Here is a 13,877-nt window from a genome sequence, read left to right as displayed (position 1 = left end):
AGGGGGCATCGCCTACGGTCTGCTTCGCTACGACCTCCTCTCGATGTGTTCGACTTCGTCGAACGGCGCTGCGCGCCTACCCCCTGATGGACACCTACGCTCGGCCTGCCGATGGGGCGAAAAATCAAAAGCAGATCAAGATCAAAAGCCAAAGCCAAAGCCAAAGCCAAAGCCAAAGCCAAAGCCAAAGCCAAAGCCAAAGCCAAAGCCAAAGCGTTTTGTAGGCCCACTGTAATTCGAGTACATCCATCAGAAACCGATCAACAGTCAGGCCGCCATCACAGGCAAGCCAGCCCCCACAGTTTTAATTGGTGTACATCCGCAAGAGATACGCCGGCTGTCAGATCGCCATCGCGAGCAGGCTCTCCCACAATGGATTGGCGTGCATCTGCAAGAGATTGGTCGGCTGTCAGGCCGCCATCGCAGGCAAGCCAGCTCCCACACTTTTGAATGGCGTACATCTGTGAGTGATTGGTCGGCTTTCAGGCCGTCATCGCGAGCAAGCCCGGCTCCCACAAAAAAGGCAAAAAAGGCAAAGCAGCGCATCCCCCCACCACTCAACAGGCCGAGCGTTAGCTCGCCTGCCGCTGTTGATCTTGATCCACCCGCCCCTTCGGGAGGCCGAGTGGAGGTGTTCATCAGGAGGTAGGCGCGTAGCGCCGTACGGCGTAGCCGGACACATCGAGAGGAGGTCGTCGCGAAGCAGACCGTAGGCGATGCCTCCTGATGAATACCGTAGCGAGGGAACGCCGAGCCTAAGCGAGGTGCCGTACGCTTGGGGCGAGCGTTTTTTTGCTTACTTTTTTTAGGCGCTTGTAAAAAAAGTGAGTCGCCGTAAGGGCGAAACCGCCAGCAGCCGTTACCGCAGCAACGGATATACACCCGAAACCCAAACCCAAATCCACAGACAGCAAAAAGGCGCCACCAGGCGCCTTCTGCTTTAAAGCAACAGCAACAACCGTCAGGCCATTTCAGCAGTAGTCTCAAAGTCGAAGGTCAACTCGCCATCCTTGATGTCGATGTGTACCACACCGCCATGCTCGGCCAGTTCGCCAAAGAGAATCTCCTCCGCCAGCGGACGCTTGATCTTGTCCTGGATCAAGCGCGCCATTGGTCGCGCACCCATCGTCGCATCATAACCACCGGCCGCCAGCCAACTGCGTGCAGCGTCGGTGACCTCGAGCAGTACACGCTTGTCTTCCAGCTGCGCCTGCAGTTCGGTAAGGAACTTGTCCACCACGCTTTTGATGACCTCATGACTGAGGCGACCAAACTGGATAATGGTGTCCAGACGGTTACGGAATTCCGGCGTAAAGCTCTTCTTGATCACTTCCATTGCGTCGGACGAGTGATCCTGATACGCGAAGCCGATAGACGCCCGAGCTGCGGTTTCGGCACCGGCGTTGGTCGTCATGATGACGATCACGTTACGGAAATCCGCCTTGCGCCCGTTGTTATCGGTAAGCGTACCGTGGTCCATGACCTGCAACAGCAGGTTGAAGACTTCCGGATGCGCCTTCTCGATTTCATCGAGCAACAGCACGCAGTGAGGCTGCTTGGTAATCGCTTCAGTCAGCAGGCCGCCCTGATCAAACCCGACGTACCCCGGAGGTGCACCGATCAAACGCGAAACGGTGTGGCGCTCCATGTATTCGGACATGTCGAAGCGAACCAGTTCGATCCCGAGCGCCTTGGCCAGTTGCCGGGCCGCTTCGGTTTTACCGACCCCGGTAGGGCCGGCAAACAGGAACGAACCGACAGGCTTGTCAGGCGACTTCAGACCCGCACGGGACAGCTTGATCGCGGTCGACAAGGAATCAATCGCCGCATCCTGGCCGAACACCGTCAACTTCAGATCGCGCTCAAGGTTACGCAGCAACTCTTTGTCGGAGCTGGTGACGTGTTTTGGCGGAATCCGCGCGATCTTCGCCACGATGTCCTCGACCTGAGGCACTTCGATGCGTTTCACACGCTTCTCGATCGGCTGCAGACGCTGATAGGCGCCCGCCTCGTCGATGACGTCGATGGCCTTGTCCGGCATGTGCCGGTCATTGATGTAGCGCGATGCCAGTTCGGCAGCGGCGCGCAGGGCTTCATCACTGTATTCGATATTGTGATGGAGCTCGAAACGCCCCTTGAGACCGCGCAGGATACCAATGGTGTCTTCGACCGAAGGCTCCGACACATCGACCTTCTGGAAGCGCCGTGCCAGCGCACGGTCTTTTTCGAAGATTCCACGGAATTCCTGGAACGTGGTCGAACCGATGCAACGGATATCACCCGACGACAGCAGCGGCTTGAGCAGGTTCGAAGCATCCATGACACCACCAGAGGCGGCACCTGCACCAATAATGGTGTGGATCTCGTCGATGAACAGGATCGCCTGCGGACGTTTTTTCAGCTCATTGAGCAACGCCTTGAAGCGTTTCTCGAAATCGCCACGGTATTTGGTCCCAGCGAGTAATGCGCCCAGATCGAGCGAATAAACCACGCTATTGGCCAACAGATCAGGCACCTGATTGTCGACAATGCGCTTGGCCAGACCTTCGGCAATTGCGGTTTTACCCACGCCTGCCTCGCCGACCAGCAACGGATTGTTTTTACGCCGACGCGCCAGAATCTGCGCGACACGCTCAACTTCCATTTCACGCCCGACCAATGGGTCGATACGCCCCTGGCGCGCCAGTTCGTTGAGGTTGCTGGCATATGCATCCAGAGGATTGCCTGAAGAAGAAGACTCACCGCCCTCGTCGTCCTGCATATCTTGCTCACCTTCAGAGTGTTCGCCATGCCCAGGCACTTTCGAGATGCCATGAGCGATGTAATTGACGACATCAATGCGTGCAACGCTCTGCTGTTTCAGCAGGAACACCGCCTGACTCTCTTGCTCACTGAAGATTGCAACCAGCACGTTGGCGCCAGTTACTTCGCGTTTGCCCGAGCTCTGTACATGAAAGACAGCACGTTGCAGTACACGCTGGAAGCCCAGGGTTGGCTGGGTTTCGCGATCCTCGTCATGAAGGGGGATCAAAGGCGTGGTGGAGTCGATGAACTCCTGCAGGTCATGCTTGAGTTTGTCGAGGTTTGCGCCGCACGCACGCAAAACGGTGGCGGCTGCCTCATTATCCAATAGAGCCAACAGGAGGTGTTCGACGGTCATGAACTCATGACGTTTCGAACGCGCCTCCTTGAAGGCGAGATTGAGGGTGACTTCGAGCTCGCGGTTTAACATAGCTTCACCTCATACCCAAGTGGTCGGCGTTAACCGTCCTTCTCGATTTCACAGAGTAGCGGATGCTGGCTTTCCCTGGCGTACTGGTTGACCTGCATGGCCTTGGTCTCGGCGATGTCGCGGGTAAACACTCCACATACTGCCCGTCCTTCTGTATGGACGGCCAGCATGACCTTGGTCGCCAGCTCGCGATTCAGGTTAAAAAACACCTCGAGCACTTCGACGACGAAATCCATCGGTGTGTAGTCATCATTGAACAAAACCACCTTGTACATCGGCGGCGCCTGTAACGCAGGCTTGGCCTCCTGTACAGCAATGCCTGCTGAATCGTCGTCGTGTAAATCAGGGCGATCCTGATTGAATGTTAGTCGAATCTGGCTGATAGCATGCATGGAAAGAAAGGTTCGTTAGTTGAGCTGAATACAGTGGTGGGGGCGGCCCCAGAGCTTTTCAACCCCGACTGCTTGGTCACCTTGACTATCGGCAAATCAGTGTTACAACCAATAGAGCCCACGGTGGGTAAAAAAGGTCCGCACAGCCAACCCCATTTCAGGGTTGATGCGGATTAACTGGATGATACTCCAGTGATGGAGTCTGTTGCAGAGGGATATGAGCATGGCTAGCGGTAAGGTCAAGTGGTTCAACAATGCCAAGGGATATGGCTTCATCAACGAGGACGGCAAGGAGGAAGATCTCTTTGCCCACTACTCGGCCATTAAAATGGACGGCTACAAGACCTTGAAAGCAGGCCAATCCGTGAGTTTCGAGATCATCCAGGGCCCCAAAGGCCTGCACGCGATCAACATCGACTCAGCTACAGTAAAGGCCAATGCGCCCGCACCTGCAACGACCGTCCAGCACGAGCGTGCGTTGAGCTGATACCAGCAAACTTAGAGACATAAAAAACCGGCCGACTCATCATTTGAGTCGGCCGGTTTTTTATTTAACGCAAATCAGCTTACATGTGCGAGATCAGCGCATCGCCGAACGCGGAAGAAGACAGCAGTTTGGCGCCTTCCATCAGACGTTCGAAGTCATAGGTCACGGTCTTGGCCGAGATTGCGCCGTTGGTGCCCTTGATGATCAGGTCGGCCGCTTCGGTCCAGCCCATGTGACGCAGCATCATTTCAGCAGACAAAATCAGCGAACCCGGGTTGACCTGGTCCTTGCCGGCGTACTTCGGTGCAGTGCCGTGGGTGGCTTCGAACATCGCCACGGTGTCGGACAGGTTGGCCCCTGGCGCGATACCGATACCACCGACTTCAGCTGCCAGGGCGTCGGACAGGTAGTCGCCGTTCAGGTTCAGGGTCGCGATCACATCGTATTCAGCCGGGCGCAGCAGGATCTGCTGGAGCATGGCGTCGGCGATGGCATCCTTGACGATGACGTTCTTGCCGGTTTTCGGGTTCTTGAACTGCATCCACGGGCCGCCGTCGAGCAGGGTTGCGCCGAATTCTTCGGCAGCCACTTCGTAGGCCCACTCCTTGAAGGCACCTTCGGTGAACTTCATGATGTTGCCTTTGTGGACGATGGTCAGCGAATCGCGATCATTGTCGACAACGTATTGCAGGGCCTTGCGTGCCAGACGCTTGGTGCCTTCCAGGGAAACCGGCTTGATGCCGATACCGCAATTTTGGTCGAAACGGATCTTGGTAACGCCCATTTCTTCTTTAAGGAACTTGATGACCTTGGTCGCCTCCGGCGAACCGGCCTTCCATTCAATACCGGCGTAGATGTCTTCCGAGTTCTCGCGGAAGATCGTCATGTCGACGTCGCCAGGCTTCTTGACCGGGCTCGGTACGCCTTCGAACCAGCGCACCGGGCGCAGGCACACATAAAGATCAAGCTGCTGACGCAGAGCAACGTTGAGGGAACGGATACCGCCACCGACCGGAGTGGTCAGCGGACCCTTGATGGAAACCACGTAATCCTTGACTGCATCCAGAGTTTCCTGAGGCAGCCAGGTGTCCTGATCGTAAACCTGAGTCGCTTTTTCCCCGGCGTAGACTTCCATCCAGGAAATTTTGCGCTCGCCGCCGTAAGCCTTCTTAACAGCAGCATCGACAACCTTGATCATGACCGGGCTGATATCAACGCCGATACCATCACCTTCAATGAAAGGGATGATCGGGTTGTTAGGAACATTGAGAGAATGGTCTGCATTGACGGTGATTTTGTCGCCGACTGCTGGAACCTGAATCTTCTTGTATCCCATGCTGAACTCCATTGTTTGGATTGAACATCTGGCTTCGTCCGAGCGTACCCCAGTTGAATCGGCACGCAAACCCTATGTTCCATCGATCTGCCGCAAAGCCGCACAGTTCGCGACGTACAAGTCTGAAAGCAAAGGGAAAAGCGCCAAACTCAAGCACGGTGGACGACTCTACGCCCCACGCACGCCTGCGACCTTTAGACCAATGGACGATATTCGTTGCATATGAACCATCGGCAGATTGCCAGCTACCTATGTATAATGCCGCCGCTGACCGCAGGGTCACGCAGGCGAAGGTCTCTATTACGAGACTTTCCGCCCGATTAAAGCTGGACTGTTACCGCAGTCCGCCCGCTTGACGCTCGACTGATGCACCCAACATCACCGCGAAGAAACCTCGACATTCGGCTCATGGATGACTTTGAACGAACGCGCTTACCCGGCGCCCCTCGAGTTTCTGCGCACGCTTTAGCAAAGAAGAGAGTTAATCCGAATATGCCCAACCGCTCGAAGATCATCTATACCTTCACCGACGAAGCCCCAGCCCTCGCCACCTATTCACTGTTGCCTATCGTAGAGGCCTTCACCGCCTCCGCTGATATCGCCGTGGAAACCCGCGATATCTCTCTTGCAGGGCGCATCCTGGCCAGCTTCCCCGAGCAATTGGGTAATAAAGCCGTAGCCGACCACCTCGCCGAACTCGGCGCGCTGGCCGTCACGCCTGAAGCCAACATCATCAAACTGCCGAACATCAGTGCTTCGGTTCCGCAACTGCAGGCCGCGATCAAAGAACTGCAAGCCCAGGGCTATGCACTGCCGGACTACCCGGAAACCGTCACCAGCGACGCTGACAAGGACGCCAAGTCCCGCTACGACAAGATCAAGGGCAGCGCGGTAAACCCGGTTCTGCGTGAAGGCAACTCCGATCGCCGCGCGCCACTGTCGGTCAAGAACTACGCTCGCAAGCACCCGCACAAAATGGGCGCCTGGGCAAAAGACTCCAAGTCTCACGTCGCTCACATGAGCACCGGCGATTTCTACGGCAGCGAAAAAGCTGCCCTGATCGACGCCGCTGACGCCGTGAAAATCGAACTGATCGCTCAAGACGGCACCACCACCGTCCTGAAAGAAAAAACCACCGTGCAAGCCGGTGAGATCCTCGATTGCGCCGTGATGAGCAAAAACGCCCTGCGCAGCTTCATCGCCGCAGAAATCGAAGACGCCAAGCAAAAAGGCGTTCTGCTGTCGGTTCACCTGAAAGCCACCATGATGAAGGTCTCCGACCCGATCATGTTCGGCCAGATCGTTGCCGAGTTCTATAAAGACGCCCTGGCCAAGCACGCTGACGTGTTGGCACAGATCGGCTTCAACCTGAACAACGGCATCGGCGACCTGTACGCCCGCATCAAGGCGTTGCCAGCCGAGCAGCAAGCGGCGATCGAAGCGGACATCCAGGCGGTCTACGCCGCTCGTCCTTCGCTGGCGATGGTCAACTCCGACAAAGGCATCACCAACCTGCACGTGCCGAGCGACGTTATCGTCGACGCCTCGATGCCAGCCATGATCCGTGACTCCGGCAAGATGTGGGGCACCGACGGCCAGCTGCACGACACCAAGGCCGTGATCCCGGATCGCTGCTACGCGACCATCTACCAGGCGGTGATCGAAGACTGCAAGCAACACGGCGCCTTCGACCCAACCACCATGGGCAGCGTGCCAAACGTTGGCCTGATGGCGAAAAAAGCCGAAGAGTACGGTTCCCACGACAAGACCTTCCAGATCAAGGCAAACGGCGTGGTTCGCGTTTCCGACAGCGCTGGTCGCACTCTGCTGGAGCAGTCGGTTGAAGCCGGCGACATCTTCCGCATGTGCCAGACCAAAGACGCGCCGATCCAGGACTGGGTCAAACTGGCCGTCAACCGTGCTCGCGCAAGCGCAACGCCGGCGATTTTCTGGCTGGACCCAATGCGCGCCCACGACGGCGTAGTGATCGAGAAAGTTCAGGCTTACCTGAAGGATCACGACACTTCCGGCCTGGACATCCGCATCATGTCGCCAGTCGACGCGATGACCTTCACCCTGGCCCGTACTCGCGAAGGCAAGGACACCATCTCGGTGACCGGCAACGTACTGCGCGACTACCTGACCGACCTGTTCCCGATCATGGAGCTGGGCACCAGCGCCAAGATGCTGTCGATCGTTCCACTGATGAATGGCGGCGGCCTGTTCGAAACCGGCGCTGGCGGTTCGGCACCGAAGCACGTTCAGCAACTGCTGGAAGAAAACTTCCTGCGCTGGGATTCCCTGGGCGAGTTCCTGGCCCTGGCCGCCTCCCTCGAGCACCTGGGTGTTACTTACAACAACCCTAAGGCGCTGGTGCTGGCCAAGACCCTGGACCAGGCCACCGGCCAGTTCCTGGACAACAACAAGTCGCCATCGCGCAAAGTCGGCAACATCGACAACCGCGGCAGCCACTTCTACCTGGCGCTGTACTGGGCCCAGGCCCTGGCCGCCCAGACTGAAGACGCAGCGCTGCAAGCGCAGTTCAGCCAACTGGCGAAAACCCTGACCGAGAATGAGGCAACCATCGTTGCCGAGCTCAACGCCGTTCAGGGCAAGCCAGTCGACATCGGCGGTTACTACCACGCCAACGCCGAGCTGATCAGCAAGGCCATGCGCCCAAGCAACACCTTCAACGCGGCGATTGCTGCGCTGGTTTAAGGTTGTAAGGATGCAAAGAAGCCCCGGCCCCGTGCCGGGGTTTCTGCTTCCAACACCCCACAAACCTGTAGGAGCAAAGCTTGCTCGCGATCCAGGCACCGCGGCCTTACAGACACACCGCAGTGATACCATCGCGAGCAAGCTTTGCTCCTACAATGATCCGAGGCACATTCATGGATTGGCTACCCCACATCACCGTCGCCACCATCGTCGAAGACAACGGCCGTTTCCTGATGGTCGAAGAACTCAAGGCCGGACGCGCGGTACTCAATCAACCGGCCGGGCATCTGGACCCGAACGAAACCCTGACCGAAGCCGCCATTCGCGAAACCCTCGAAGAAACCGGCTGGGACGTTGAAGCCACTGGCGTAGTGGGCATCTACCTCTACACCGCGCCAAGCAACGGCGTGACTTACCAGCGCGTGTGTTTTGCCGCCAAAGCAGTGAAACACCACCCCGACTATCAACTCGACGACGGCATCGTCGGCGCAAAATGGCTGACCCGCGACGAACTCCTTGCGCAACGCGAGCACTGGCGCAGCGAGCTGATTATTCGCTGTATCGACGATTACCTGAGCGGTAAACTCTTCAGTCTCGAACTGATCCGCCCTTCTCTTTAGCCTTGCAGGCTCGGGCCTGATAGAATCGCGTCCTTTTTCAAGACACTCATTAAATCCCTATGCGTGATCCAGCCCCTTCTGACACACAAAAGAAGCGCGTCATTGTCGGCATGTCCGGCGGCGTGGACTCTTCCGTTTCCGCCCTTCTGCTGATCGAGCAGGGTTATCAGGTGGAAGGCCTGTTCATGAAGAACTGGGAAGAGGACGACGGAACAGACTACTGCACCGCCATGGACGACCTGGCGGACGCTCAGGCCGTGTGCGACAAGATTGGCATCAAGCTGCACACCGCCAACTTCGCCGCCGAGTACTGGGATAACGTGTTCGAGCACTTCCTGGCCGAATACAAGGCCGGCCGCACGCCGAACCCGGACATCCTGTGCAACCGTGAAATCAAGTTCAAGGCGTTCCTCGACTACGCCATGATGCTCGGCGCCGACCTGATCGCCACCGGCCATTACGTGCGCCGTCGCGACATCGATGGCCGTACCGAATTGCTCAAAGGCCTGGACCCGAACAAGGACCAGAGCTACTTCCTGCACGCCGTAGGCGGCGAACAGATCGCCAAGACCCTGTTCCCGGTCGGCGAACTGGAAAAACCCGAAGTTCGCGCGATTGCCGAGAAACACGCCCTGGCCACCGCGAAGAAGAAAGATTCCACCGGTATCTGCTTTATCGGTGAGCGACGCTTCAGCGACTTCCTCAAGCAATACCTGCCGGCACAGCCGGGCGACATCAAGACCACCGAAGGTGAAGTGATCGGCCGCCACCATGGTCTGATGTACCACACCATCGGTCAACGTCAGGGCCTGGGCATCGGCGGCTTGAAAGACGCCAGCGACGAGCCGTGGTACGTGCTGATCAAGGACCTGGAACACAACGAACTGATCGTTGGCCAGGGCAATGACCATCCTTGGCTGTTCTCCCGCGCCCTGCTCGCCTCGGACATCTACTGGGTCAACCCGGTCGACCTGAGCTCGCCGCGCAAACTCACGGCGAAAGTCCGCTATCGCCAGAGCGATCAGCCTTGCACCCTGGAAAAAACCGCCAACGGCTACCGCGCCACCTTCGATGACCCGCAGCGCGCGGTCACCCCTGGTCAATCGGTGGTGTTTTACGACGGTGAGATTTGCCTCGGTGGCGGTGTCATCGAAGTCGCCGAACCCTGGAGCAGCAAGGATTCGCGCGCATGAGCCCGACTCAGGAGCAACTGACAGCGCTTGGCGGCGTGTTTCTCGCCGCCGTGCTGGTCGACAAGATTGCCAAGACCGGCCAGGTCAGCGAAGCCGGCCTGACCTGCATGCTTGGCAGCTTGTTGATCATCGACCCCAAGGACACGCTGGAGGTCTACGGCGGCGACGATATCAATCTGCGCGAAGGTTATCGCGCGTTGATCGGCGCCCTTGAACGCGACCCGAGCACCTTGCAGCGCGAACCCTTGCGCTATGCCCTGTCGATGCTCGGTCTTGAGCGGCAACTGGCCAAGCGCGGCGACATGCTTGAAGTGATCGGCAAGCGCTTGCCGCAGATTCAGTCCCAGGTCGAGCATTTCGGCCCGGCCCACGAAAACGTGATCGCCGCCTGTGGCGCGCTGTATCAGGACACCTTGAGCACCCTGCGCCAACGCATTCAAGTGCACGGCGACATGCGCAACCTGCAGCAGCCAAGCAACGCCTCGAAAATCCGCGCCCTGTTGCTGGCCGGCATCCGCTCGGCGCGCTTGTGGCGGCAGTTGGGCGGTCATCGCTGGCAGTTGGTGATCAGTCGCCGCAAACTGCTCAAAGAGCTTTATCCGCTGATGCGCAGCAGCTGAACCACACCCGCACAGCCAGCAACACCCTTTTGTAGCCTGTAACGCGTAAGACGCTGGTCAGTTGGCAACGGACCGGCGGATTTTTTTCATGTATGATACGCGCCCCATTTCGTTGCCCGACTGTCCGAGAACACCCCATGCAGCTCTCTTCGCTCACTGCGGTTTCCCCTGTTGACGGCCGCTACGCCGGCAAAACCCAGGCCCTGCGCCCAATTTTCAGCGAATACGGTCTGATCCGTGCTCGCGTCCTGGTTGAAGTGCGCTGGCTCCAGCGCCTGGCCGCTCATCCTGCCATCAGCGAAGTGCCGGCGTTCTCCGCCGAAGCTAACGCCGTGCTGAACACCCTGGCGGAAAACTTCTCTCTGGAACACGCCGAGCGCGTCAAAGAGATCGAGCGCACCACCAACCACGACGTTAAAGCCATTGAGTACCTACTCAAGGAACAGGCGGCCAAGCTGCCCGAACTGGCCAACGTCAGTGAATTCATCCACTTTGCCTGCACCAGCGAGGACATCAACAACCTGTCCCACGCCCTGATGCTGCGCGAAGGCCGTGATGACGTGATGCTGCCGCTGATGCGCCAAACCGCCGAAGCCATCCGCGAGTTGGCCATCCGCTTCGCCGACGTGCCGATGCTGTCGCGCACCCACGGTCAGCCGGCTTCGCCGACCACCCTGGGCAAAGAACTGGCGAACGTGGTTTACCGTCTCGAGCGCCAGATCGCTCAAGTCGCTGCCGTACCGCTGCTGGGCAAGATCAACGGCGCCGTCGGCAACTACAACGCTCACCTGTCGGCTTACCCTGAGATCGACTGGGAAGCCAACGCCCGCGCCTTCATCGAAGACGAGCTGGGCCTGGGCTTCAACCCGTACACCACGCAGATCGAACCGCACGACTACATCGCCGAACTGTTCGACGCGATCGCGCGCTTCAACACCATCCTGATCGACTTCGATCGCGATATCTGGGGCTACATCTCCCTGGGCTACTTCAAGCAGCGCACCATTGCCGGCGAAATCGGTTCCTCGACCATGCCGCACAAGGTCAACCCGATCGACTTCGAAAACTCCGAAGGCAACCTGGGTATCGCCAACGCACTGTTCCAGCACCTGGCGAGCAAGCTGCCGATCTCCCGCTGGCAGCGCGACCTGACCGACTCCACCGTACTGCGCAACCTCGGCGTCGGCTTCGCCCACAGCGTGATTGCGTACGAAGCAAGTCTCAAGGGAATCAGCAAGTTAGAGCTCAATGCTCAGAAGATTTCTGCGGACCTGGACGCGTGCTGGGAAGTTCTGGCCGAGCCAATCCAGACCGTGATGCGTCGCTACAACATTGAAAACCCGTACGAAAAGCTGAAAGAACTGACGCGCGGCAAGGGCATCAGCCCTGAAGCGTTGCAGACTTTCATCGATGCACTGGACATGCCTGCCGAAGCAAAGGCCGAGCTGAAAAAGCTCACCCCGGCCAACTACATCGGCAACGCCGTGGCACAAGCCAAACGCATCTGATCGACCGCTTGACCCTTTGAGACGCCCGGCAGCGCCGGGCGTTTTTATTCCCGTCTGAAAAGTGCTTTTTTTCAATAGGTTACACATGAATCCTGATACTCCTCTTCAACTTCTGGGCGGCATCACGGCACGGGAATTCCTGCGCGACTACTGGCAGAAAAAACCGCTGTTGATCCGCCAGGCGATCCCTGACTTCGAAAGCCCGATCGACGCCGACGAACTGGCCGGTCTGGCACTGGAAGAAGAAGTCGAATCGCGCCTGGTCATCGAGCATGGCGAGCGCCCTTGGGAACTGCGTCGCGGCCCGTTCGCCGAAGACGAATTCAGCAAGCTGCCAGAGCGCGAGTGGACCCTGCTGGTGCAGGCCGTCGACCAGTTCGTGCCGGAAGTCGCCGAGCTGCTGGAAAACTTCCGCTTCCTGCCGAGCTGGCGCATCGACGACGTGATGATCAGCTTTGCCGCCCCGGGTGGCAGTGTCGGCCCGCACTTCGACAACTACGACGTGTTCCTGCTGCAAGGCCACGGCAAGCGCAACTGGAAAATCGGCCAGATGTGCGATTCCGACAGTCCGCTGCTGCAACATGCCGACCTGCGCATCCTCGCCGACTTCGAAGCCACCGACGAGTGGACCCTGGAACCGGGCGACATGCTGTACCTGCCGCCGCGCCTGGCCCACTGCGGCGTGGCCGTCGATGACTGCATGACCTACTCGGTCGGCTTCCGCGCCCCAAGCGCCGCTGAAGTGCTGACCCACTTCACCGACTTCCTCAGCCAGTTCCTGCCTGACGAAGAACGCTACACCGATGCCGACGCGCAGCCAGCGATCGACCCGCACCAGATCCAGCACGATGCGCTCGACCGCTTGAAAAGCCTGCTGGCCGAGCACATGAGCGACGAGCGCCTGTTGCTGACCTGGTTCGGCCAGTTCATGACCGAGCCACGCTACCCGGAACTGGTGGTTGGCCCGGAACTGGAAGAAGACGACCTGCTGAGCAGCCTTGAACAAGGCGCCGTGCTGATTCGCAATCCAAGCGCGCGCCTGGCCTGGTCCGAAGTCGACGACGACCTGCTGCTGTTCGCCAGCGGCCAGAGCCGTTATCTGCCGGGCAAACTGCGCGAACTGCTGAAAATGATTTGCGCCGCCGATGCGCTGCACGTCGACAACCTTGGCCAATGGCTGAGCGATGAAGACGGCCGCAACCTGCTGTGCGAGCTGGTCAAGCAAGGTAGCCTGGGATTCGCTGATGAATAAAATTCGCGTACGTGTCGCAGACTGGCAAAAGGATAACGCCGAGATCCGGCGCATTCGTGAAACGGTGTTCATCGCCGAGCAATCCGTTCCACCCGAACTGGAATGGGATGCCGACGACGCGAGCGCCGTGCATTTCCTCGCCTTCGAAGGCGACTTTCCGATTGGTACCGCCCGCCTGCTGCCCGATGGCCACATCGGCCGGGTATCGGTACTCAAGGACTGGCGCGGCCTGAAGGTCGGCGACAAGCTGATGCAAGCAGTGATCGGCGAAGCCGAGAAGCGCGGGCTCAAGCAGCAGATGCTCAGCGCGCAGGTTCAGGCGACAGCGTTCTACGAGCGCCTGGGCTTTACCGTGGTCAGTGAAGAGTTCCTGGAAGCAGGGATTCCTCACGTGGACATGGTTCGCAAGGGCTGATTACCTGTGGCGAGGGAGCTTGCTCCCGCTGGGTCGCGAAGCGGCCCCAAAATTATTAGGGCTGCTGCGCAGCCCAGCGGGAGCAAGCTCCCTCGCCACAAGTA

General features: G+C 58.6%; 12 protein-coding genes. 9 read left to right on the top strand and 3 right to left on the bottom strand.

Annotated features, from left to right (window positions below):
* Positions 1 to 224 (top strand): hypothetical protein (locus AC1RJ3_RS28450; RefSeq protein ID WP_493081771.1); only part of this gene is annotated, 224 nt, incomplete at its 5' end.
* Between the two features lie 737 nt (positions 225 to 961).
* Here AC1RJ3_RS28450 and clpA read toward each other — a convergent pair.
* Together clpA and clpS are read right to left on the bottom strand one after the other, a co-directional pair.
* Complete coding sequence (clpA, locus tag AC1RJ3_RS28445) at positions 962 to 3,232, bottom strand: ATP-dependent Clp protease ATP-binding subunit ClpA (RefSeq protein ID WP_493081769.1); 2,271 nt, start codon at positions 3,230 to 3,232, stop codon at positions 962 to 964.
* 29 nt (positions 3,233 to 3,261) lie between these two features.
* On the bottom strand, positions 3,262 to 3,624 hold the full coding sequence (clpS, locus tag AC1RJ3_RS28440) for an ATP-dependent Clp protease adapter ClpS (RefSeq protein ID WP_015094394.1): 363 nt from the start codon (positions 3,622 to 3,624) through the stop codon (positions 3,262 to 3,264).
* A gap of 223 nt (positions 3,625 to 3,847) precedes the next feature.
* Between clpS and cspD the strand changes: the two genes are divergently transcribed.
* Positions 3,848 to 4,111: a cold shock domain-containing protein CspD gene (gene cspD, locus AC1RJ3_RS28435; protein ID WP_162491273.1), complete on the top strand. Its 264-nt coding sequence runs from the start codon at positions 3,848 to 3,850 to the stop codon at positions 4,109 to 4,111.
* 79 nt (positions 4,112 to 4,190) lie between these two features.
* Here the strand turns inward: cspD and icd are convergent, their stop codons facing one another.
* A complete protein-coding gene (gene icd / locus AC1RJ3_RS28430; RefSeq protein ID WP_054597846.1) occupies positions 4,191 to 5,447 on the bottom strand; it encodes an NADP-dependent isocitrate dehydrogenase in 1,257 nt (418 codons plus the stop codon).
* A gap of 492 nt (positions 5,448 to 5,939) precedes the next feature.
* Between icd and AC1RJ3_RS28425 the strand changes: the two genes are divergently transcribed.
* From AC1RJ3_RS28425 to AC1RJ3_RS28395, 7 genes are all read left to right on the top strand, one after another.
* The gene (locus AC1RJ3_RS28425; RefSeq protein WP_493081766.1) at positions 5,940 to 8,165 is read left to right on the top strand and encodes an NADP-dependent isocitrate dehydrogenase; all 2,226 of its coding nucleotides are present in this window, start codon (positions 5,940 to 5,942) and stop codon (positions 8,163 to 8,165) included.
* A gap of 173 nt (positions 8,166 to 8,338) precedes the next feature.
* A complete protein-coding gene (locus AC1RJ3_RS28420; RefSeq protein WP_493081764.1) occupies positions 8,339 to 8,785 on the top strand; it encodes an NUDIX hydrolase in 447 nt (148 codons plus the stop codon).
* A 59-nt stretch (positions 8,786 to 8,844) separates the two neighbouring features.
* The gene (gene mnmA, locus AC1RJ3_RS28415; RefSeq protein WP_493081762.1) at positions 8,845 to 9,978 is read left to right on the top strand and encodes a tRNA 2-thiouridine(34) synthase MnmA; all 1,134 of its coding nucleotides are present in this window, start codon (positions 8,845 to 8,847) and stop codon (positions 9,976 to 9,978) included.
* Positions 9,975 to 10,598, top strand: a complete 624-nt coding sequence (gene hflD / locus AC1RJ3_RS28410) for a high frequency lysogenization protein HflD (protein ID WP_054597850.1) — start codon at positions 9,975 to 9,977, stop codon at positions 10,596 to 10,598. The genes mnmA and hflD overlap by 4 nt, the downstream gene beginning before the upstream one ends.
* 137 nt (positions 10,599 to 10,735) lie before the next feature.
* Complete coding sequence (purB, locus tag AC1RJ3_RS28405) at positions 10,736 to 12,106, top strand: adenylosuccinate lyase (protein ID WP_103319869.1); 1,371 nt, start codon at positions 10,736 to 10,738, stop codon at positions 12,104 to 12,106.
* A gap of 85 nt (positions 12,107 to 12,191) precedes the next feature.
* A complete protein-coding gene (locus AC1RJ3_RS28400) occupies positions 12,192 to 13,358 on the top strand; it encodes a ribosomal protein uL16 3-hydroxylase (RefSeq protein ID WP_054597852.1) in 1,167 nt (388 codons plus the stop codon).
* Positions 13,351 to 13,773, top strand: a complete 423-nt coding sequence (locus AC1RJ3_RS28395) for a GNAT family N-acetyltransferase (protein ID WP_054597853.1) — start codon at positions 13,351 to 13,353, stop codon at positions 13,771 to 13,773. The genes AC1RJ3_RS28400 and AC1RJ3_RS28395 overlap by 8 nt, the downstream gene beginning before the upstream one ends.
* Positions 13,774 to 13,877: the final 104 nt, after the last annotated feature.

The organism is Pseudomonas sp. GW822-FHT04C11 (assembly GCF_058800905.1).
Note: the sequence above shows the minus strand (reverse complement) of the source record. Positions and strands in the feature narration are given on the sequence as shown.

Excerpts from the sequence above, each read along its gene's own strand:
- clpA (WP_493081769.1), bottom strand. The coding sequence starts at position 3,232 with ATGTTAAACCGCGAGCTCGAAGTCACCCTCAATCTCGCCTTCAAGGAG.
- clpS (WP_015094394.1), bottom strand. The coding sequence starts at position 3,624 with ATGCATGCTATCAGCCAGATTCGACTAACATTCAATCAGGATCGCCCT.
- cspD (WP_162491273.1), top strand. The coding sequence starts at position 3,848 with ATGGCTAGCGGTAAGGTCAAGTGGTTCAACAATGCCAAGGGATATGGC.
- icd (WP_054597846.1), bottom strand. The coding sequence starts at position 5,447 with ATGGGATACAAGAAGATTCAGGTTCCAGCAGTCGGCGACAAAATCACC.
- AC1RJ3_RS28425 (WP_493081766.1), top strand. The coding sequence starts at position 5,940 with ATGCCCAACCGCTCGAAGATCATCTATACCTTCACCGACGAAGCCCCA.
- AC1RJ3_RS28420 (WP_493081764.1), top strand. The coding sequence starts at position 8,339 with ATGGATTGGCTACCCCACATCACCGTCGCCACCATCGTCGAAGACAAC.
- mnmA (WP_493081762.1), top strand. The coding sequence starts at position 8,845 with ATGCGTGATCCAGCCCCTTCTGACACACAAAAGAAGCGCGTCATTGTC.
- hflD (WP_054597850.1), top strand. The coding sequence starts at position 9,975 with ATGAGCCCGACTCAGGAGCAACTGACAGCGCTTGGCGGCGTGTTTCTC.
- purB (WP_103319869.1), top strand. The coding sequence starts at position 10,736 with ATGCAGCTCTCTTCGCTCACTGCGGTTTCCCCTGTTGACGGCCGCTAC.
- AC1RJ3_RS28400 (WP_054597852.1), top strand. The coding sequence starts at position 12,192 with ATGAATCCTGATACTCCTCTTCAACTTCTGGGCGGCATCACGGCACGG.
- AC1RJ3_RS28395 (WP_054597853.1), top strand. The coding sequence starts at position 13,351 with ATGAATAAAATTCGCGTACGTGTCGCAGACTGGCAAAAGGATAACGCC.